This is a genomic window from Roseivirga sp. AWQ4_251 (genome assembly GCF_056158225.1).
This window is the reverse complement of sequence record NZ_JBSWSW010000002.1, coordinates 1,802,480-1,824,236: the sequence shown is the minus strand read 5'-3', so window position 1 is coordinate 1,824,236 and position 21,757 is coordinate 1,802,480. Positions and strand designations below refer to the sequence as shown.

Annotated in this window: 19 protein-coding genes; 9 read left to right on the top strand and 10 right to left on the bottom strand. The window is 40.9% G+C overall.

What is annotated here, in order from left to right; translation table 11 throughout:
- Window positions 1-46 precede the first annotated feature (46 nt).
- Window positions 47-1,627: a peptide chain release factor 3 gene (locus ACXACJ_RS21865; RefSeq protein WP_475136567.1), complete on the top strand. Its 1,581-nt coding sequence runs from the start codon at window positions 47-49 to the stop codon at window positions 1,625-1,627.
- On the top strand, window positions 1,627-2,352 hold the full coding sequence (locus ACXACJ_RS21860; protein ID WP_475136566.1) for an RluA family pseudouridine synthase: 726 nt from the start codon (window positions 1,627-1,629) through the stop codon (window positions 2,350-2,352). The genes ACXACJ_RS21865 and ACXACJ_RS21860 overlap by 1 nt, the downstream gene beginning before the upstream one ends.
- A 71-nt stretch (window positions 2,353-2,423) precedes the next feature.
- Here the strand turns inward: ACXACJ_RS21860 and ACXACJ_RS21855 are convergent, their stop codons facing one another.
- The gene (locus tag ACXACJ_RS21855) at window positions 2,424-3,815 is read right to left on the bottom strand and encodes a sodium-dependent transporter (protein ID WP_475136565.1); all 1,392 of its coding nucleotides are present in this window, start codon (window positions 3,813-3,815) and stop codon (window positions 2,424-2,426) included.
- A gap of 253 nt (window positions 3,816-4,068) precedes the next feature.
- Between ACXACJ_RS21855 and ACXACJ_RS21850 the strand changes: the two genes are divergently transcribed.
- Window positions 4,069-5,577: a sodium-dependent transporter gene (locus ACXACJ_RS21850; protein ID WP_475136564.1), complete on the top strand. Its 1,509-nt coding sequence runs from the start codon at window positions 4,069-4,071 to the stop codon at window positions 5,575-5,577.
- 167 nt (window positions 5,578-5,744) lie between these two features.
- Here the strand turns inward: ACXACJ_RS21850 and ACXACJ_RS21845 are convergent, their stop codons facing one another.
- From ACXACJ_RS21845 to ACXACJ_RS21810, 8 genes are read right to left on the bottom strand one after another with little or no spacing between them, the layout of a single operon-like run.
- Window positions 5,745-6,653 carry an SDR family oxidoreductase gene (locus ACXACJ_RS21845; RefSeq protein ID WP_475136563.1) on the bottom strand — a complete coding sequence of 303 codons (909 nt, stop codon included), beginning with the start codon at window positions 6,651-6,653 and terminating at the stop codon, window positions 5,745-5,747.
- Window positions 6,650-7,537 (bottom strand): peptidylprolyl isomerase, encoded by an 888-nt coding sequence (locus tag ACXACJ_RS21840; RefSeq protein WP_475136562.1) that lies wholly within the window; start codon window positions 7,535-7,537, stop codon window positions 6,650-6,652. Before ACXACJ_RS21840 ends, ACXACJ_RS21845 begins: the two co-directional genes overlap by 4 nt.
- A gap of 3 nt (window positions 7,538-7,540) precedes the next feature.
- Window positions 7,541-8,422, bottom strand: a complete 882-nt coding sequence (locus ACXACJ_RS21835; RefSeq protein WP_475136561.1) for a peptidylprolyl isomerase — start codon at window positions 8,420-8,422, stop codon at window positions 7,541-7,543.
- Between the two features lie 14 nt (window positions 8,423-8,436).
- On the bottom strand, window positions 8,437-9,360 hold the full coding sequence (gene hemC / locus ACXACJ_RS21830; protein WP_475136560.1) for a hydroxymethylbilane synthase: 924 nt from the start codon (window positions 9,358-9,360) through the stop codon (window positions 8,437-8,439).
- Window positions 9,360-10,268 (bottom strand): 30S ribosomal protein S6--L-glutamate ligase, encoded by a 909-nt coding sequence (gene rimK, locus ACXACJ_RS21825; protein ID WP_475136559.1) that lies wholly within the window; start codon window positions 10,266-10,268, stop codon window positions 9,360-9,362. The genes hemC and rimK overlap by 1 nt, the downstream gene beginning before the upstream one ends.
- Window positions 10,269-10,284: 16 nt before the next feature.
- Entirely contained in the window at window positions 10,285-10,752 is a 468-nt protein-coding gene (locus tag ACXACJ_RS21820; protein ID WP_475136558.1) for an ATP-dependent zinc protease family protein, read from the bottom strand.
- Between the two features lie 5 nt (window positions 10,753-10,757).
- Window positions 10,758-11,885: a DNA polymerase III subunit gene (locus ACXACJ_RS21815; protein WP_475136557.1), complete on the bottom strand. Its 1,128-nt coding sequence runs from the start codon at window positions 11,883-11,885 to the stop codon at window positions 10,758-10,760.
- Entirely contained in the window at window positions 11,882-13,042 is a 1,161-nt protein-coding gene (locus ACXACJ_RS21810) for a GlmU family protein (RefSeq protein ID WP_475136556.1), read from the bottom strand. Before ACXACJ_RS21810 ends, ACXACJ_RS21815 begins: the two co-directional genes overlap by 4 nt.
- Window positions 13,043-13,185: 143 nt before the next feature.
- Between ACXACJ_RS21810 and ACXACJ_RS21805 the strand changes: the two genes are divergently transcribed.
- Both ACXACJ_RS21805 and ACXACJ_RS21800 read left to right on the top strand, forming a co-directional pair.
- Complete coding sequence (locus ACXACJ_RS21805) at window positions 13,186-13,554, top strand: BlaI/MecI/CopY family transcriptional regulator (RefSeq protein WP_475136555.1); 369 nt, start codon at window positions 13,186-13,188, stop codon at window positions 13,552-13,554.
- Complete coding sequence (locus tag ACXACJ_RS21800) at window positions 13,551-15,458, top strand: peptidoglycan DD-metalloendopeptidase family protein (RefSeq protein WP_475136554.1); 1,908 nt, start codon at window positions 13,551-13,553, stop codon at window positions 15,456-15,458. Before ACXACJ_RS21805 ends, ACXACJ_RS21800 begins: the two co-directional genes overlap by 4 nt.
- A gap of 79 nt (window positions 15,459-15,537) precedes the next feature.
- On the opposite strand, the gene ACXACJ_RS21795 is transcribed toward ACXACJ_RS21800, so the two are convergent.
- Window positions 15,538-15,786 carry a type B 50S ribosomal protein L31 gene (locus ACXACJ_RS21795; RefSeq protein ID WP_475136553.1) on the bottom strand — a complete coding sequence of 83 codons (249 nt, stop codon included), beginning with the start codon at window positions 15,784-15,786 and terminating at the stop codon, window positions 15,538-15,540.
- A 160-nt stretch (window positions 15,787-15,946) separates the two neighbouring features.
- Between ACXACJ_RS21795 and ACXACJ_RS21790 the strand changes: the two genes are divergently transcribed.
- The 4 genes from ACXACJ_RS21790 to ACXACJ_RS21775 all read left to right on the top strand — a co-directional run bounded on the left by ACXACJ_RS21790 (window position 15,947) and on the right by ACXACJ_RS21775 (window position 21,669).
- Window positions 15,947-17,611 carry a capsule assembly Wzi family protein gene (locus ACXACJ_RS21790; RefSeq protein ID WP_475136552.1) on the top strand — a complete coding sequence of 555 codons (1,665 nt, stop codon included), beginning with the start codon at window positions 15,947-15,949 and terminating at the stop codon, window positions 17,609-17,611.
- A 49-nt stretch (window positions 17,612-17,660) separates the two neighbouring features.
- Entirely contained in the window at window positions 17,661-19,493 is a 1,833-nt protein-coding gene (locus ACXACJ_RS21785) for an ABC transporter ATP-binding protein (RefSeq protein WP_475136550.1), read from the top strand.
- Window positions 19,494-19,556: 63 nt separating this feature from the next.
- Entirely contained in the window at window positions 19,557-20,144 is a 588-nt protein-coding gene (lpcA, locus tag ACXACJ_RS21780; protein WP_475136549.1) for a D-sedoheptulose 7-phosphate isomerase, read from the top strand.
- The gene (locus ACXACJ_RS21775; RefSeq protein ID WP_475136548.1) at window positions 20,134-21,669 is read left to right on the top strand and encodes a YifB family Mg chelatase-like AAA ATPase; all 1,536 of its coding nucleotides are present in this window, start codon (window positions 20,134-20,136) and stop codon (window positions 21,667-21,669) included. The genes lpcA and ACXACJ_RS21775 overlap by 11 nt, the downstream gene beginning before the upstream one ends.
- Window positions 21,670-21,757 lie beyond the last annotated feature (88 nt).

Below are 21,757 nucleotides of genomic sequence, written 5' to 3'. Positions count from 1 at the left end.
CCACTCAGTACATTTTAAGTATTTTTGCACCTCAATTTTTGAGCAGATGACATTAGAGCAGGAAATAGCCAAAAGAAGAACCTTTGGAATTATCAGTCACCCCGATGCCGGAAAAACCACTTTAACGGAAAAATTACTCCTTTTCGGAGGAGCAATCCAAAAAGCTGGCGCGGTAAAATCGAGCAAAATCGATATGCACGCCCGTTCCGACTGGATGGAAATTGAAAAGCAAAGGGGTATTTCGGTAGCTACTTCGGTGATGGCTTTTGAATACGAAGGCAGAAAAATCAACTTGCTCGATACTCCTGGTCACCAAGATTTTGCTGAAGACACTTACCGTACTTTAACAGCAGTCGATTCCGTGGTGATGGTAATTGACTGTGTGAAGGGCGTGGAAATGCAAACCGAAAAGCTAATGGAAGTTTGCCGAATGAGGAGTACACCCGTAATCTCATTCATCAATAAAATGGACCGTGAAGGCCGCGACCCTTACGATTTACTCGAAGAAATTGAAGGCAAACTGAACATCAATGTTCACCCTCTAAGCTGGCCAATTGGCATTGGAAAAGGCTTTAAAGGTGTTTACAGCCTTTACGATAAAAGTCTAAGGTTATTTCAACCTAGCAAACAAAGGCTTTACGAAGAAACCGTTAAACTTTCTGACATCAATAACCCCGAACTCGAGAAATTCATTGGAGAAAAAGATGCCAATCAATTAAGAGAAGATGTTGAGTTGATTTCCGATTTATATGGCGACTTGGACTTGAAAGCTTATCTCAATGGAGAAGTGGCTCCTGTTTTCTTTGGTTCGGCCGTAAATAACTTTGGAGTGAAAGAGCTCTTGGACACTTTCCTTAAAATTTCTCCAGAACCAAGACCAAGAAATACAGACGAGCGCGAGGTGAAACCAAACGAATCTAAATTCAGTGGGTTCATTTTTAAGGTTCACGCTAACATGGACCCCAAACACCGAAACAGGATTGCTTTCCTTCGCATCTGTTCAGGTAAATTTGAGAGAGGCAGCAATTATTACCACACCCGCCAAGACAAAAAGTTCAGGATATCTCAGGCCACAGCTTTTATGGCTCAAGACAAAGAAACCATCGATGAAGCATGGCCAGGTGACATTGTCGGACTTTACGACACAGGAAATTTCAAAATTGGAGATACGCTCACCGATGGAGAAAAAGGTACTTTCAAAGGAATTCCGAGCTTCTCTCCTGAAATTTTCCGTGAGGTAATCAATCGCGATGCGATGAAAACCAAACAATTGGAAAAAGGCCTTGTTCAGTTGATGGACGAAGGAGTTGCTCAGTTGTTTAGCTACGAATTAGGAGCCCGAAAAGCGGTTGGTGTGGTAGGCCAACTTCAGTTCGAGGTAATCCAATACCGCTTAAAAAATGAATATGGTGCTACGGTTGATTTCGTGCCAATTCAGGTTTATAAAGCTTGTTGGATTTCTGCCAAAGACCCGAAAAAGCTAGATGCGTTTATCGATTCAAAGCAGCGCCACATTGCCCGTGACAAAGACGGAAAGTTGGTGTTTATGGCCGAATCGAGAGCTTGGCTTCAAATGGTTCAGGATAACTTCCCCGATATTGATTTCCACTTTACATCTGAATTTTAATGGCAAATATTGTTCAACCCATATATGAAGACAATCACCTTTTGATTGTCAATAAACCTGCTGGTATTTTGGTTCAGGGTGATAAAACTGGAGACAAAAACCTAACGGAGTATTGCAAAGAATACATCAAGGAGAAATACGACAAACCTGGTGAGGTTTTTCTGCATCCTGTACATAGGCTAGATAGGCCGGTGAGTGGAGCAGTAGTTTTTGCAAGAACTTCCAAAGCTTTGGAAAGAATGAACAAGCTTTTCAAGTCGAGAAAAGTGCAGAAAACCTATTGGGCCATTGTAAAGAGAAGACCAAGCCAACCCGAAGGAAAGTTAGTAAGTTGGTTGAAAAAGGACCCGACAAAAAACATCACCACGGCTTACGATTATCAGGAAGAAGGCTCTCAAAAAGCGGAATTGGATTTTCGCGTGATGGGTAAACTAAATGATCATTACATGATCGAGGTAAAACCTTTAACGGGTCGTCCGCATCAAATCCGAGTTCAATTGGCTGAATTCGGTTGTCCAATTCGTGGAGATTTAAGATACGGGTTCTCAAAACCCAACCCTGACAAAAGCATCAACCTACATGCTCGGGGCTTATATTTTGAGCATCCTGTGAAAAAAGAACCACTGATTATTAGGGCTGGCCTACCAAATGATCAGTTCTGGGAGCAATTCTTAGCGCTTGAAAAAATCAAAGTGAAAGACAAAAACATTGACAAGATGTATTAAACAAAAAGCTGCTTTGAAGTTGATAATCACAATTTCAAAGCAGCTTTTTCAGTAAACTCGCAACTTACTTTCTAGCCCCCACCTGCGAAAATTCCGAATGCGCCCATCATGTTCAATAGAACAATGAAAATCACTAGGGGGCATACATATCGGATGAAAAACACAAAAGCATTAGAAGCAAAAGTACCTGGCTTCCAACCTGGAGCACCCATATCTATTTCGCTCACAATATTCTTAATTGGCATTTTCCAGGCTACATAAACGCAAGTGACTAAGGCCACTACTACAATGAAGAAAGTACCGAAAAAGAAATCCAAAATATCTTGAAAACCAGTATAGGTTGAGCCAAATACTTCAATGTTCATTTCAGAGAAAAAGGCCGAACCTCCTTGCGATAAAGCCGATGGAATACCTACAATGAAAAGTAAAGCCCCTACAACCCAGGCAGATTTACTACGGCTCCATTTTCTTTCGTCCATAAAATAAGAAGCAGGAACTTCAAGCATAGAAATAGACGAAGTCAATGCTGCCACCATTAGCAACAAGAAGAAAAATGCTCCAATGATCGCTCCGCCAGCCATATGACTGAAAATATCGGGTAATACCTGGAATACTAAAGTGGGACCCGCGGCAGGATCTTTTCCGAAGGCAAATACGGCAGGAAAAATCATGAAGCCAGCCAAAAGAGCAACCCCAGCATCCATTAGGCCCACCCAAACGCCACTACTGATAATGTTGGCCGACTTCGGTAAATAGGAACCATAAGTAATCATAATTCCCCAGCCAATACTCATCGAGAAGAAAGCTTGGCCCAATGCCACCAAGAAGGTATTTGCACTGATTTTACTAAAATCAGGATTCAGATAGAAGTCAACGCCTTTCATAGCTCCTTCTAAAGTCATACTTCGAATAGCTACAATGGCAATCAATAGAAACAGAATCGGCATCAAGATTTTTGCAGCCTTTTCGATACCGCCAGAAATCCCCTTCCTTACGATCAATACTGTTATTAAAGTGAATACGCCCATAAGCGAAATGGTATTGACAGGATTGGCAGCAAATTCCTCGAAAGTACCTTCGCCTCCACTTAATGATTTAAAGATGTATCCGATGGTCCAGCCTGCGATATTTCCATAATACGAAAGCACAAAAAAGCTCACCATAAGTGCCAAAATTGCGCCCAGTCCCATAAAGAATGGATTTGCACCGGTATCTTTAAACGCCCCGATAGTTCCCTTTTTGGTGAATCGCCCAAAGCCCATTTCGGTAAATAAAAGCGGAACACCAATCAGAATCACGCAAAGCAGGTAAACCAAAACAAAGGCTCCGCCTCCATTTTGCCCTGTGATGTATGGAAAACGCCAGATGTTTCCCAAACCGACAGCAGAACCCGCAGCCGCCATGATGAATCCAAATTTAGACCCCCATTGGCCACGGTTTTTGTCGCTTACACTAACAGCCATATGTCAAAAGTTATTTGAAGTTGAGAAAAAATTAACGAGGAATATTGAGCATTTTAAAAATAAAAACCAAGCTACTATCCACTGAAAGGCAGAGGGTTACAAGCCATCCGCTTTAACATAAGTGAATACAAAAAGCGTATTTTCAGGAATAAAATCCGGAGAAAACTTGAGTTTTCAGTTAAAAAAATTAGTTTCCCCGCCCCGAAATACGGGATTTTGAGAACTTTAACTAAAAATGCACAGTAGCTAACTCATGCAAGAAAAAGCAGAAGAATTTAGTAATCGGTGGGGAATTATTCTAGCCTCTTTAGGAATGGCCATTGGAGCCGGTAACCTTTGGAGGTTTCCAAGAATTGCCGGAGAATACGGAGGAGCCTTTATCATCTTATGGATGTTCTTCCTTGTTGTATGGTCTATTCCCCTATTAATGGCCGAATTAGCAATAGGAAAATATTATAAAAAAGGAACGCTAGGATCGTTAGGCAGCCTTTCTGGAAAGAAATTCAACTGGATGGGCATTTTCATCACGCTTGTCACGATGGGAATTGCCTTTTATTATTCCGTAGTTACAGGATGGTCGCTTAGGTACTTCATCTTTAACACCGAAAATCTGGTAGATTACCTCTTTGGTTCTGGCGCCATCAATGAGAAAATAGCCAATCCCGACATTAATTATATGTCAGGTTTTTGGGAAGGATTATCAAACGCGAGTTGGGAAGCCGTAGCCTGTTATATGGTTACCATTGTTTTGGCAATTTGGGTACTTGGAAAAGGAATTAAAGAAGGCTTGGAAAAGGTAAATCGGATTTTGATTCCTGCCTTATTTATACTCTTGATTGTAGTTTCTGCCTTTGCCTTGCAAATGGACGGTGGTCTTCAGGGGTTAGAATATCTCTTCACCATCAATTTCGATTTGTTTTCAGATTCTACCATTTGGATTGAAGCCATAACCGATTCAGCATGGAGCACGGGAGCAGGCTGGGGTTTGATGATTACCATTGGATCATTTTCCCGTTCTAAAGAAGATGTAACGCTAAACACTTTCTTGGGTGCTTTTGGAAACAACACTGCGGCACTTTTGGCCGCAATGGCCATTCTACCGGCAGTTTTCGCCATGGCAGCCACTCCTGCCGAAGCCACTGAATTCCTTCATGAGGGTAGTCAGGCATTAACTTTTACAGTTTTGCCTCAGCTGTTTGCTCAAATGCCCGGTGGACCAATATTATCTTGGTTGTTCTTTGGGGCATTTTTAATGGCGGCCTTCAGTTCGGTATTGCCAATGATGCAGCTTATTATCCGTAACCTTACTGACTACAACATCAGCAGAAAGAAAGCAGCCATTATTACAGGTGCCGCCTGCTTTATTATCGGTTTTCCATCAGCTTGGAGTTTAGATATTTTCACCAATCAAGATTGGGTTTGGGGCGTTGGCCTTCTGGTGAGCGGTATTTTCATTTCCTTCTTGGTGATGCGCTATGGCCCTGGCAAATTCAAAAGAGACTTTATCGATGACCATTCAGATTTCAAAGTTTCTTCGGGCTACTATTCAGCCATGATTTACACTATATTTTTCGCTGGTCTTTTTCTCGTGTATTGGTGGATGAACCAAGGTTACAGCGATTACCCATGGTTTGATGCCGATGGTAACTGGAATTTCTTAGACGTTTACAGCAATGCCAGTATTGTTACCCAATGGGGAATTGCTATGGTTATAGCGGTTGTATTTAATGGATGGTTCTACAAAAAATTCGTAAAAAAATGAGTGGAGAAGGAATAATTGGAATGATTATATGCCTATTGATTACAGTAGGAGGCTTTTTGTTTTTCTTGTTTAAAGCTATGAAGGCTGAAAAGGAAGACTAAACAGGAACACATAAAAAAGCCCTCCAGAAGCAATTCACTTTTGGAGGGCTTTTTTGTGCCATAACTTTATGCTCTATCCGCCACTTGTTTGGCTACAATGGCAATTCCTTCTTCAAAAGAATGAGGTTTATAGCCCACCACGCGCTGCGCTTTGTCGATAAGCAAACCTGTTTTCGGAGGGCGCTTGGCTGTTTGTGAAAAAGTAGAAGCATCGGCTCTTTGCATGGTTTCAGTGCTTAGGTTAAAATATTCAGCCGTTTTATTTGCCATTTCGTAAGGAGTCAGCAAATCTTTACCACAAATGTTGAAAATGCCACTTACTTTCTGTTCGCCCAAAAGCAAACAGCCTTTGGCCAAATCTTCTGCCAAAGTTGGGCTTCTTAACTGATCGTCCACAACTTTGATTTCTTTGCCTTCTTCAAGACTTTTCTTCACCCAAAGAATGATGTTAGAACGGCTCATATCATGAGCAATTCCGTAAACCAAAACCGTTCTGGCTATCGCGAAATCTATTTTGCTTCGACCTAAAATTCTTTCTGCCTCCCATTTACTTTCACCGTAATAGCTGATTGGATTAGCTTCCGCTTCTTCATCATAAGGCCCATTTTCTCCATCAAAAATAAAGTCGGTAGAAAGGTGTACCATAAAAGCATTCACTAATTCGCAACCATCGGCAATGTTTCGAACTCCTTCAACATTCAAATCCCAACAAGCCTCTCTTTCGGTTTCGCACTGATCTACATTGGTCATCGCGGCTGTGTGAATAACTACATCGGGAGAATGAGCTTCGAAGATGCTTAAAACTTGCTGGCGATTTGTAATATCAAGCGTTTCGTAAATGTATTTATCTTCCGGAATCGGTAGGCGGTTAGCTCCTCTGGCGGTAGCAATCAATTCATGGTTTCCTTCTGAAAGAATAAGCTCAACCAGCTTTTGGCCTAAAAGGCCATTCGATCCCGTGATAAGAATTTTCATTTTTGCTCTGATTTTGAATATTGAATTCCGTATTTCTTTGTGATTTCCTTTTTAGGCATTTCAACAACCTTCACCGTCATTCTTACTTCTTCCAAAGGTCTATCTCGCTGATTAGTTTCAACTGCAGCAATTTTATCGATCACTTCGAGCCCTTCTACCACTTGACCAAAAACGGTGTATTCGCCATCCAAATGAGGCGTTCCTCCTACAGTGGCATAAGTTTCCTTTTGTTGATCTGAATATCCTGGATCGTCCAAATCGCCAAAAAACTTTTCGAGTGTGGGTTGCGAAGACATTACAAGTTTGAATCGAGCTTCGTTAAAATCGTAGGTCGTATCTTCTCTATATTTCTCCAAATGATAATTGTACTTCTCAATCAGTTCCGGAGCGCGATCGGTTTTCAAAATTCGTTGAAATAGGCCATCAAGTTTTAAATATTGTCTTCTTTCTGCCCTAACTTTTAAGCCTTCATCATCATAAACCTCGCCTTGAACAATATAGAATTGAGAACCGCTTGATTTCTTCTCTGGATTCATGGCATCGCCATTTCTAGCAGCTGCTAAAGCGCCCTTCTTATGAAAATGCTTATCAGCCATAAACTCCGCGTCAATTCTATAATCAGCATCTTTCTCTTGCTTTCCGGTAGAAAGGTCGCCAGTCTGGATCATAAAGTTTTCAATCACTCTATGAAAAAGCACTGAATCGTATTTTCCTGATTTAGCCAATTCAAGAAAGTTTTGCTTATGCAATGGCGTATCATCAAACAAAACGGCAGTCATATCGCCATATGGCGTTGAAATCACCACCACTTCATCCATTTCCTTTTCGCATGAGAAAAGTACCGAGAGTAAGGCCAGTATTAAAAAGTTGAAGCGAAATTTCATGATCTATTTGTAAGTGTATCCGTACTTATCTTCAATTTCAGCCTTAGGCACTTCTTCTACCGTAATAAACATTTTAATGTCCTCTTGAGGTCTATCGCCAGGCAATGTACGTGTAGCGGCAATTTTATCGATCACATCCAAACCATCGATTACTTCGCCAAAAACCGTGTATTGATCATCTAAAAATGGAGTTCCTCCAAGCTCAGCGTAGGCATCCATCTTCTCACTGCTCACTTCCTTAGTTAAGGTTGTACCAGTAGCTTCTTCAATTTCCTTGATCAACTCAACAGCTTTATCCTGAAAACCTTGGCTTCCACCTTCATTATAAGCGGCCTCCAATTGCTTATTAAGCTCTAAGTCACTTTGTTCCATACCAATTTGGCGAACGGCTATTCCCAATGCCTGCATGTCAATTCTAGAATTTTCTGCCGGGATAATTTGACCCTGAACAATATAAAATTGGCTTCCGCTAGATTCCCTCTGAGGATTCACAGCATCGCCTTGTCTTGCAGCCGAAAGAGCACCTTTTTTGTGGAAGTGGTTTGGTTTGATTTCCGAAGGAATGGTATAACCAGGACCGCCATTTCCTAAACGATCGTTTGGTCCTGCATTTCTAGAATTTGGATCTCCACCTTGGATCATAAATCCTTGAATCATTCTATGAAAAAGTAAGCTATCGTAAAAGCCATCTTTAATCAGTTTTACGAAGTTTTCTCTGTGCAAAGGCGTGTCTTCATAAAGAATAGCCTTCATGTCGCCTTGGCTGGTTTTAATCGTCACTAAAAAATCATTGCCTTCCGCAGTTGACTCTGTTTTACCCGACCCACAAGCGGACATCGTTAACACCAGAGCAGCCGTAAACGCTAGTTGTAAATACCTCTTCATATAGTTTGTAGTTGTTAGTTAAGTTCTGATTTGATTGCTTCAAGAATTCGCGATCCGCCAGCCGATAGCACTTCATGAGCCAGTTTTTCGCCCAAAACCTCAGCTTCCTCTGGCTTGCCCATGAATTTCTTCTTTATGATTTGCTGGCCATCTAAACTGATAATTCCACCGGCAATCTCAATGTTATCGCCAACCCATTGGGCTAAACCAAAAACGGGAATAGAGCAACCACCATCCATCGTTTTCAAGTAGGCTCTTTCTGCCAACAAGCAAGTTTCGGTTGCTGAATGATTCAGTGCTTTTCGAACCAAATCACTTTTTTCTTCGGTAATGCTTTCATGCACTTCAATGGCCACAGAACCTTGCCCAACAGCCGGAATAAACTCTTCCAGCGATAAATGCTCTGCAATCATTTCGCCATAACCCATTCTATGAACACCAGCGTAGGCAAGCAACAGTGCATCGCAATCGCCCTCTTCCATTTTGCGAATTCGCGTCTGAAGATTTCCGCGAACAGGAACAGTTTTTATGTGAGGATAAAAAGCTTTTAGCGTGGCAATTCTTCGGGTTGAAGAAGTTCCAACCACAATGTTTTTATCATTTAAAGAAACACCTGGTTTTTTGCTCACCAAAACATCGTTTACTTGTTCGCGCTCCGAAAATGAGATCAGCTTAAAACCTTCAGGCAAAGAAGATTGCATATCTTTTGCGCTGTGCACCGCAATATCTATCGTTCCTGCCGCCAGTTGGTCTTCAATTTCTTCAGTAAAAACACCTTTGCTCCCGATTTTAGCAATTGAAACATCCAAGATTTTATCTCCTTTGGTTTCAATGGTCACAATTTCAGTATCGGCACCTGCAGCCTTCAGCCTTTCTTCCACAAAATAAGCCTGCCACAAAGCCAGCTTACTTCCTCTCGTTCCTATTCTTATCTTCATTAGGCGTTAAATTTGGCCTTTATACTTTTCCTTTTAGGTTCGTTGCTTTCAATAAACTCAACGATTTTACCCGCGATATCAACGCCTGTAGCCTTTTCAATGCCTTCCAAACCTGGAGAAGAATTGACCTCAAGTACCAACGGCCCTCTTGAAGAAGGCAACATATCTACACCCGCTACGGAAAGCCCCATGGCATTGGCTGCTTTAATGGCTACTGATTTTTCAGTACGGGAAAGTTTAATCACTTCGGCAGAGCCTCCTCTATGCAAGTTAGAGCGGAATTCGCCTTCCATTCCTTTTCTTCGCATAGCGCCAACCACCTTGCCATTAACCACGAAAACCCGCATATCGGTGGCTTTGGCTTCTTTAATAAATTCTTGAACTATAATGCGGGCTTTAAGGCCATGAAATGCCTCAATTACCGACTGAGCAGCTTTTCTGGTTTCAGCCAAAACTACGCCCAAACCTTGCGTTCCTTCCAGTAATTTGATAATCACAGGAGCACCACCCACATGATCGATCAAAGATTTTTCTTCTTTGGAATAGTTGGTAAAAGCAGTTTTTGGCATTGGCAAACCCGCCCCTGACAATATTTGCATGGAGCGAAGTTTATCGCGCGAACGAACTATCGCTTGAGAATCGGTAGTGCTAAAAACTTCCATCATTTCGAACTGGCGAACCACAGCTGTTCCGTAAAAAGTAACTGAAGCACCAATTCTAGGAATCACAGCATTTACATCGGTGATTTTTTCACCTTTATAATATACCGCAGGCCCTTCTGCTTCAATCACAAGGTCGCATTTAAGGTGGTCCATAACTACAGCTTGGTGACCTCGGGTTTCAATGGCTTCTACCAACCTTCTCGTACTGTAAAGAGATGGGTTTCGGGAAAGCACAGCAATTTTCATTTCTAGTTCGTTTAGTTTACTCAGCGGAATCCGCTTTTTTATTTTTTTTATTGGCCTTGAGCGAAAGGTTTTTTTGACTTACATCCACTATAAATCTACTGGTTAGAAACTTCCTGCCCAGCAGAACAGGGAATTTCATTTTACTTCGGTCGGAAAGAGAGAATTCGGCCTTGATTCTTCTTTTAAAAACCACAACCGTAGTTTTAATTATAAACCGCTCTTCGATGACTCCGTTCGAACTTCTTATCTTTTTTCTTTTAAAAGAAGTTGTAGAGAATTTGCGGGCCTTCTTTTCATGAATTTTATGTGCCGACAAATAAAAAGTAAGGGTTTGCACCCCGTCTATTTCAACCAACTTTACCCGCGAACAATTGATAGCCGAAGTGTAGGCGCCAGTATCTACTTTGGCTTCTACTTCTTCGAGCCCAAATTCGGGTAAGTTGATAACATCCTGCCGACCAATTAATTGAAGTGGTTTTGACATAGGTTTTATTTCGACCGTGCAATTTGAGCAATCGCCAAGGATAAATCAAGGAACAGAATTTTCGGATTGGCGTTTCGCTCGATATGGTAATGCGCTTCCTCTAATTTAGGAACTACTTCGCCAATTTTATCGGCATTAAACACTTTACTGAAATTGGCGACAAAGCCTTTTTCCTTTTCAGGAACACGCTCCAAATCGGCCACATGATATTGGTGAATCAAAGTATCGCGCATTACTTTACCGCCTGTAGCGAGCAAATTCTTCTGAAACTCTTTTCCTCCTTGTTGAAATTCATCGCCCATTTTTACCAAAGAAGGAAAATCATAGGTAAAACAAAAACGCATCCACTGCTTAAACTGGTCGCCCACTACGTTTTCAGCCCCAGCTGCTAAATGCAGTGCCTCACGCATATTTCCTTCCGCCAAATAAGCAATTTCGCTTGCTCTATCTTCAGTAATAGCCGACTGGTTGCCGATTACCGTTAGAATTTCTTCATCAGAAAAAGTGGGAATCTTAAGCAACTGAACTCGCGAACGAATAGTCGTTAAAAGCTTATTTTCATCGTTAGCCGCCAAAATGAAAATGGTTTTCTCTGGTGGCTCTTCCAGAACTTTCAGAATACCATTGGCCGCATTGCTATTCATGAGTTCGGGCAGCCAAATGATCATGATTTTATAACGGCCCTCAAATGCCTTAAGTGCAAGGTTGTTGATGATATTTCGGCTTTCTTGGCGAGGAATAATCAATTGCTTGTTTTCCCATCCAAAATGGAAACTCCAATCGCTTAGATTACCGTAAGGCGACTTGATTAAATACTCACGCCATTCTCTCAGAAACTTTTCACTGGTAGCATCTTCCCTCTTAATTTTTGGCGTAGCGGCCGTAGGGAACACAAAATGAATATCGGGGTGAATGAATTTCGAATTCTTAACACAAGAAGCGCATTGACCGCAGGAATCTGTTTCTTGACGGTTTTCACAATTCAAAAAAGCAGCAAATGCTAAAGCCATAGCTAAATTTGCAGAACCTTCTTGCCCCAGAAACAACTGCGCATGCGCCACGTGATCGGCCTTTACTGCTTCAATCAGCTTCCCCTTTACTTCTTCTAATCCCGGTATATCTTGAAATCTCATGCGTCTTGCTTCTCCCAAGTTCTATATTGCGCGGTTAGTTCAAAAACTTTATCGGCAATTTCCTTTTCTACTTCGTTGAAAACCAAACCTCTACGCCCCATCATAGCTTCGGCCACCTCGTAAAACTTTTTAGGGTGAAAAGTGGTAAGCCCTGCGGAACCACCCCACGAAAATGAAGGAACAAAGTTTTTAGGAAAACCCGCTCCGAAAATATTGGACCCAAAACCTACCACTGTACCAGTATTGAACATGGTATTGATACTACACTTTGCATGGTCGGCCATCATTAAGCCACAAAACTGTAGGCCTGTGTGAATGAATCGTTGCGTTGGGTAGTTCCACAAACGAACGGGAGCATAATTATTTTTAAGGTTGGAAGTATTTGTGTCTGCTCCAAGATTACACCATTCACCCAATACGCTATTGCCCAAAAAGCCATCGTGCCCTTTGTTGGAATAGCCGAAAATCACTGAATTACTCACTTCTCCACCTACTTTGGAAAAAGGACCAACCGTATTATCTCCTCTCATTTTGGCACCCATATTTACGGTTGCACCTTCGCAAAGAGCCAATGCTCCATTGATGATAGCACCTTCACAAACATGGGCATTTTTACCGATGTAAACTGGGCCTGTTTCCGCATTGATTATGGCGGCACGAACCGAAGCGCCTTCTTCTAAAAACACATTCTCCTTTCCATACACAATCGTATGAGGATCGGTAATTTCTTGAGACTTTCTACCCTTTGTGATAACGGCAAAATCTGCTACAATTTGCTCTTTATTAAACTGAAAGATCTCCCAAGGTTGGTTTATCAGCCTAAATTCTCCTTCAAAATTGACCTGATTCTCTCCATTTCCTCGCTTGGCCAACATACTTTCTCCCGCAATTAACTGAGCGTTTTCTGGTAATGCTTTTATAGCACCAACCAATGCTTCATTTGGGCACAAAGCTCCATTAATCTGGAAATCGCTATTTAGAGTTTTGAACTTTTCGCTCAAGTAATCTTGAGTTTGAAAGCCGACTTCAAAGCCTTGTTTCTCCCATTTTTCTGCAATGGTTAGAATACCAACGCGAATTACAGCCACTGGACGGGTAAACGTAAAGGGCAAAAGGTTTTCCCGAATTTCTGAAGGGTCGAATAGATCAATCTGCATAAAGCAAAAATAAAAAAGGCAATGGAAGTAAATGACAATTCGACCAAGTATTGCCTGACAAATTTCAACTAAAAAACTAGTAATGATTTGCGTGAGAAATAAATAATTCTACATTTGTAGAATACACTCTAAAAATATAGAGCATGAATTTATCAAAAAGTGAAGAACAGTTGATGAGCTATTTATGGAAGCTGAAAAAAGCTTTTATGAAAGATTTGCTAACCGAATTCCCTGATCCTAAGCCCGCTACAACCACAGTAGCCACACTATTAAAACGCATGCAGGAAAAGGGATTTGTGGATTATAAAATGTTTGGGAACTCGCGGGAATATTATCCTCTGGTTAAAAAGAGTGACTATTTCTCGAAGCATGTAAAAGGCATAATTAAGGATTTCTTTGATGATTCGAACACGCAGTTTGCCTCATTCTTCACCCAAGAAACCAACTTGAGCAAAGAAGAACTGGAATCGCTAAAAGCAATGATTGACGAACAAATCAAAAAGAAAGAATGAGCTATTTATTAGAAGCCAGCATTAGCTGCTTGGTATTCCTTCTTGTTTACAAACTACTTTTGGAGAATACCACCATGCACAAGTTAAAAAGGGCGTTTCTTTTGGCTTGCCTAACCATCCCATTTCTGATTCCGCTAGTTACTGTAGAGCTGAAAATGGAAGATAAACCCATTATTCAACAAGCATATCAGATGTTCGATATGGGTTCTGCGGCCTCAAGTGAAGGAATAAGCAATAGCATAGAGAACAAAGAACAACCCGAAAAACAATCATCGAACCACTCCCATTTTCCATGGAAAGATTTGCTCGTTGGACTTTATGCCTTGGTTGCTTTTGTCGCTCTGGCAAGGTATTTCATTAATGTCATGAAGATATTGCTGCTTTCCAAACAGCCAGCTTCAATCACAATCAGCGGCCAAAAGGTTGTGATTTCAACTAAACCAATTATACCGCATAACTTCTTAAATACTATTTTCATAAGCAGGCAAGACTATCAAGACGACAGACTTCGCGACAAACTCCTCACCCATGAAATAACACACGCGCGCCAACTTCATTCGCTCGATATTCTTTTGCTCGAAGTTCTAAAAGCCATTTTCTGGTTCAATCCTTCTTATTACTTCTTAGGCAAAGCTATTAGGCTAAACCATGAATATTTAGCCGATTCCGAAGTAATTAAAGCCGACAATAATGTGGTTGATTATCAAAAAATGCTGCTCGCATTTATCAGCAGACCTCCCGAAGCCAATGCACAACTGGCCTCATTCTCAAACTATTCATTAACTAAAAAAAGGTTTAAAATGATAACTCAAAAAATGTCCAAAACAACAAAACTGACAAGGCTCTTTTTAGCGGCCATCGCAATACTGGTGACGACCTCTTCATTTATACTTAAAACTGAGTATGAAAACTCATTGGATCCAGCCTTCAGCACCCCAACTCAAAATGAAGCACCCGAGGTTAACCTCCCTGATATTGTACCTCTAGACAGTAAAGACATTTCCCGAATTAGTTCACCATTCAAGATGCGTACCGATCCGATTACCAGAGAGAAAAAAATGCATTATGGAATTGATTATTCCGCTAAAACAGGAACACCCATTATGGCTACTGCAGCCGGCACTATCGAAAAAACGGAGAACAATCCGGGCCGTGGATTGTATATTCAGATCAAACATGACGACACTTACCAAACACTATATGCTCATTTGAGCGCTATGGATGTACAAACTGGAGATGTTGTGGAAAAAGGTCAGACAATTGGAAAAGTAGGTAGCACAGGAAAAAGCACAGCTCCTCATTTGCATTATGAAATCATAATGAATGGAAAGCGAATAGACCCATTAACCTTCCTTCAGGAAAAGTCACAGGCAGCTAAGAAATCATTGGCTAGCGATAAGGCTACGCAAATAAAATACGGTCTAGACCAAAAGCATTACATGGTTAATTTCGGCAACGACTACAAGTTCCTGAAAATAGTATATGATGATGAAAAGGCCGTTTTCTTTATAAAAGACAAAGAACCTATAGTGAAAAATCTCACCTCATTAAGTCAAGAGGCAATAGATGCTATTCACGCCCTTAGGTTGCCACCACCTCCTCCGGTGATTAAAAGAAGTCCCTCCCCTACGATTACTGAAAATTGGTTGGATTTCAATTTATACGGTGTTTGGATTGATGACAAGAAAGTGGAAAACGAAGTGCTCAAGAATTATAAAGCATCTGATTTTGGAACTTACTCTATAAGCAAGCTATACGGACAGGCAAAAAAAGGTAAATCTTATGAGTACCAGCTCAACTTGATTACTAATGGCAAGCTTAAAGAATATTATCTGAGCAGCAGTAAATCAATGGCAGAATGGGATCAGCAGACCAGGGATTTATTGGATAAAATCAATTTGTAACAAGTTCAAACACTCAAAAACAATAAAGCCTGTATGCAATGCATACAGGCTAATTTCTTTTAATCGTAATAAACCCTTATTACTTCTTCTTGCTGTATCTCTTGTTGAATTTCTCAACACGACCAGCTGTATCAACAAACAATTTCTTACCAGTGTAGAATGGATGAGAAGCAGAAGAAACTTCCACTTTAATTAATGGATAAGTATTTCCATCTTCCCATTCAATAGTTTCGCTTGAAGTCATTGTAGACTTAGTCATAAACTGGAACTCGCTTGAAGTATCGTAAAATACAACTGGCTTATATTCAGGATGGATTTCTTTTTTCATAACGCTTTTCTTATACTGCCCTCAAAAAGGACTGCAAATGTAGTGAGTCACAGGATATTTCACAAACAAATTACTTTTATTATTTAGGAATTTTAGCTTTCTCCAAAATTCGGCTCTGCATTTATGCTCAGTAGCTATTCTTGCAGGCATTAATATAGTTATGAAAAAGTTCTCCATCTCTCTTTTGCTGTTTCTTTTCTCTGCCGTAGCCTTTGCTCAAAGCAGTTATGTGCCTTATAACAGAGACTACTATCATTTGATCGATAGATTTACCATTAAATACCCCGAAGCGGCAAAAGCTTTTCATACCACTTACAAACCTGTTTCCAGAGAAGACCTAGCCACTTTTTTAAACAGCATTAAAGAAAATTACGACAGCTTTTCTCTTCAAGACAAATTCAACTTTCAGTATTTAATGAATGATAGCTGGGAATATACTCAGAGTGAATTCATTGAAAATGACAAAAGTTGGTGGAACATTTTCTACAACCAGAAGTCGGACTTTCTGAACTATGGCAATAAAAATTCCGACATACATATAAACCCAGTGTTCGATTTTAAAGGAGGAAAGGACTCCGAAACTAACGAGACACTTTACACCAATACCCGTGGCGCTGAAATACGTGGCCGCATAGACAACAAAATTGGCTTCTATTCTTTTGTCACTACAACAGAAGCCCTTTTTCCTGAATATGTAAGAAAGACTATCAGATATCGAAGAGCTTTCCCCAACGAAGGCTTTTATAAAGAAATTGAAGGCTCAAGAAGCGGCTGGGATTTACTTCATGCACGAGGTTATTTTACTTTTGGACTTACCAAAAGCATTCATGTTCAAGCAGGCTACGACAAAAATTTCATAGGTGATGGATTACGCTCTATGATTCTATCCGATTTCTCAAGCCCATATGCTTTTCTGAAAATCAACACTCAAGTCGGCCCTTTTCAATACACCAACATGTTTGCTGAATTAACAGAAGATATAATTTTCGCCAACGCCAACCCTGGAGACGGAGATTATCCTAAGAAATTCTGGGCATTTCATAGACTCGGACTCAACATCACACCAAGGTTCACCATTGGCCTTTTTGAGTTTGTAATGAGCGAAAGCGCCACCTTGGCCTATTTCAACCCTATAGTTTTTTATAGAGCCGTAGAACAGCAAGAAGGCAGCCCCGACAATGTTATGGTTGGGCTGGATTTAAAATACAATGTAAAAAACACGCTATCCATTTACGGTCAGGTTTTGTTAGATGAGTTTGTGATTAGTGCTTTGAGAAAAAATGACGGAGACTGGAGAAACCGATTTGGCATTCAATTTGGCACAAAATACTATGATGCGTTCAAAGTTTCTAACCTTGACCTTCAAGCAGAAATTAACCTTGCCCGGCCCTACTTATATCAGAGTGAATTTAAAAACAGCTACTCAAACTACCGCAATCCTTTGGCTAACCCAATAGGCAGCAACTTTAAAGAACTTGTTCTTGTAGCCCGCTACCAGCCAATGAAAAAGCTTTATCTCACGGGGAAGTTCATCTATACTGATTTGGGTGAAGACTTTGGAGATGGGGTTAATTATGGGGGAAATGTTTTAGCAGATACCGATGACAAGGCTCGTGCCCGCGGCAACCATATTGGTCAAGGCGCCAATGCAAAGAATGCATATATGGAAGCCCGCGGCTCATATATGATCCTTCACAATGTTTTTATCGACCTTACACTCATCAAAAGGAACTTTAACAGCGTTTTAGACGATAGAGACTTAAACAGCACCACAATTAGCGGTGGGCTAAGATGGAACTTAGCCAAACGGCAACACGAGTTTTGATTCGGGTTTTCCCAATATTTTATCCATAACTTGCAGCCGAAATTAAATTATGAAGACATTTCGGAGAATACTGGCTTTTGCCAAACCTTATCATCAGCACTTTCCGCAATACTTTCTGTTTGCTATACTGGCTATTATTTTCAGTTTGACCAATTTGGCCTTACTCGAACCTTTGTTCAATATCATCTTTGAAAACAAAACAAAGGAAGAATATGAAGCGGCCGCTAATGCCATTCAAGACCCTGGCTTTTTAGATAGTTTAAAAGCCCTTCTTTACGAAAAACTCGTAATCTTTCGCGATGCTTACGGAAAATCAGGGAGCCTTATTTATGTAAGCATCATTATTGCGGTTTCCGCTTTCTTATCGAACCTATTTACCTACCTCTCGAATGTCACCATGGGCATTGTAAAGGCAAACGTGGTTCAGAGAATCCGAAACAAGGTTTTCAAAAACACTACTAACCTTCATTTAAACTTCTTTTCCGGAGAAAGAAAAGGCGATTTAATGTCGCGAATGACCAATGATATTCAAGAAATAGAGACTACACTGGTCAGCTCTATTAAAGTTCTTTTCCGAGAACCAGCTACTATTATTATCTATGTGGCATTTCTCTTTGCTACTTCGGTTCGACTAACTTTTTTCGTTTTTCTGTTTTTCCCAATCATGGGTTTTCTGATTTCATGGATTGTGAAAAAGCTGAAAAAGAAAGCGGTTCTTAGTCAGGAATCGCTGGGCAGAATTGTAAACTTGATGGACGAGGTTTTCTCTGGAATGCGCATCATCAAGGCCTTTAATGCCAAGGATTATGTAGACGATATTTTCGAAAAAGAAACTTCTACTTATAGAAGAATCAACATTTCCATGGCGCGCAAAAACGAGTTGGCTTCGCCTGTTTCTCAATTCCTAGGGATTTTGGTAGTTGCCTCATTATTAGTTTATGGGGGAATGTTAGTGCTTCAAGATAAGGGAGGACTGGATGCGGGGGGACTTCTTGCTTACATCGCTGTTTTTAGCCAAATCATTAACCCTGCAAAAAGCATTTCTCAATCATTAAGCAACATTCAGCGGGGTTTAGTGGCCGGAGAACGAATCTTTAAACTGATAGACGAACAGCCTCAAATCGAAAATGCACCCGATGCCATTTCAATCGATAACTTTAACGATAAGATTGAATTTAGAAATGTAAGCTTTGCTTATGACAAGGAAACTGTGCTTAACAAAATCAACTTTACAGTTGAAAAAGGCAAAACAGTAGCATTGGTGGGCTCCTCAGGCGGTGGAAAATCTACAATGGCCGATCTCATTCCTCGCTATTTTGACCCAACAGAAGGTGAAATTTTAATTGATGGGCATCCAATAAAATCAGTGGACATCAATTCTTTGCGATCATTGATGGGAATCGTGACTCAAGAATCTATACTTTTCAATGATTCCGTAATCAAGAATATTGCCTTTGCAATGCCTGGTGCCGATTTAGAAGAAGTGAAAAATGCCGCAAAAATCGCCAATGCGCATGATTTTATCATGGATTTAGAAAATGGCTACGAAACAAACATTGGTGAACGTGGCGGCAAACTTTCAGGTGGACAGCGCCAAAGAATCAGCATTGCCAGGGCCGTTATGAAAAACCCACCGATTATGATTTTAGACGAAGCCACATCGGCATTAGACTCTGAATCAGAAAGATTGGTACAAGATGCGCTTACCAACTTGATGAAAAACCGAACATCAATTGTCATCGCACATAGGTTAAGTACAATTCAGCATGCCGATGAAATTCTTGTAATGCAAAAAGGAGAAATCATCGAAAGAGGCAATCACCAAACCCTAATGGAACTAAATGGGGTGTACACTCGCCTTATAAGCATGCAATCCATTTGATTTATTACATATCGCATCGATATATTTCCTATAATTACCCTTACATCGACAAACCTCTTCTACATGGATAATTACAACATTATACTTAAGGAGCTTCAAGAAGCAGCCAAAGTATTAGACAATTTTTTATCTAACGACAAAAATCTGGAAACCATAGAAGCTGCAGCTCAAGCTTTTGTGGAAACCATACAAAATGGCGGTAAGATATTCAGCTGTGGCAATGGAGGTTCACATTGTGACGCCATGCATTTTGCAGAAGAGCTTACTGGCCGATATCGCGAAAACCGCAGACCATTGCCAGCGATTGCCATTTCTGACCCCAGCCACATGAGCTGTGTATCTAATGACTTCGGTTATGAAGCCATCTTTTCAAGATTTGTGGATGGCCTTGGTCGCGAAGGAGACGCAATTTTGGCCATAAGTACAAGTGGCAATTCTAACAACATTTTGAGAGCTGCCACCATGGCTAAGCAACGCAAAATGAAGGTTATTGCCCTAACCGGAAAAAACGGAGGAGAATTGGCAGAACTTGCTGATGTGGAAATTCGAGTTCCGCATATGGGCTATGCTGATAGAATTCAAGAAATCCACATTAAGGTAATTCACATTTTAATTCAACTGATAGAGAAAGGTACTGTAGATGCTGAGTAAAGGCTATGGAGCAGCGGTTTTTGGTGTTGATGCCAAAATCATAACCATTGAGGTGAACATTGTGCAAGGCACAAAATTTTGGCTTAGTGGGCTGCCCGATAGTGCTGTAAAAGAAAGCGAGCATCGTATAGAATCAGCTCTCAAACATTTTGAATATAGAATGCCGCGCCAAAAGGTGGTGGTGAACATGGCTCCTGCCGATGTTCGAAAAGAAGGTTCCTCTTATGATCTTCCCATTGCCTTAGGCGTTTTGAAATCCTCTGGTCAAATTCATGCAGATGATTTAGAGAAATATCTCGTAATGGGTGAATTGGCTTTAGATGGAAATCTACGACCAATCAAAGGCGTTCTACCTATTGCCATTGAAGCCAGAAACAAAGGTTTTAAAGGTTTTATTCTACCAACCGAGAATGCCAATGAAGCTGCCATTGTTAATGACTTGGATGTAATTGGTGTAGGGAATTTGATTGAAGCCATCGAATTTCTAGATGGCAAGCGAGAAATAGAACCGCTAGAATACGATACGCGCGATAAGTTCTTTACGCATTTAAACGATTACGAAGCCGACTTTTCAAACGTCCAAGGGCAAGAAAACATAAAACGAGCTTTGGAAATTGCTGCAGCAGGTGGCCACAATGTGATCATGATTGGTCCTCCTGGAGCAGGAAAAACCATGCTGGCCAAAAGGTTGCCATCAATTCTTCCGCCTCTCAGTTTACACGAAGCGCTGGAAACCACTAAAATTCACTCAGTGGCGGGCAAATTAGGCACTCATGCCGACCTCATCACCAAAAGACCATTTAGAGCACCTCACCATACCGTTAGCGATGTTGCCTTGGTAGGCGGAGGAGGAATTCCTCAGCCGGGCGAAATCTCCTTAGCTCATAACGGAGTTCTATTTTTGGATGAATTACCTGAGTTCAAACGCACGGTTCTGGAAGTAATGCGCCAACCGTTGGAAGAAAGGCGAGTAACTATTTCAAGAGCAAAAATATCGGTTGATTTTCCTTCCAACTTTATGCTAATCGCGAGCATGAATCCTTGCCCTTGCGGCTATTATAATCACCCAGAAAAAGAATGTGTTTGTGGTTCAGGGCAAGTTCAAAGATATCTGAACAAAGTTAGCGGACCACTGCTGGACCGTATTGACTTACACGTAGAAGTTACCCCAGTTTCGTTTGACCAAATGACTCAAAACCGAAAGGCAGAAGACAGCGCTACGATTCGGGAAAGAGTAATAAAAGCCAGAGAAATTCAAACCGAAAGGTTTAAAGGCAAAAACTTGCATTCTAATTCTATGATGCCCTCCCAAATGGTTAAAGATGTTTGCCAAATCAATGATGCAGGAAAAACATTGCTTAAAACTGCCATGGAAAGACTTGGCCTTTCAGCAAGGGCATATGATAGGATTCTGAAAGTAAGTCGAACGATTGCCGATTTATCCGAAAGCGAAGAAATTCGAATCGAGCATTTGGCCGAAGCCATTCAATACCGAAGCCTCGATAGAGACGGCTGGGCAGGCTAGCAAAACATTAGCTCAAGCCCTTTCCTACAACTCTTCTGATTACATTCTTGGCTCCAAGTTTGCACATCCTCCTCTAAAATCTTCTAAA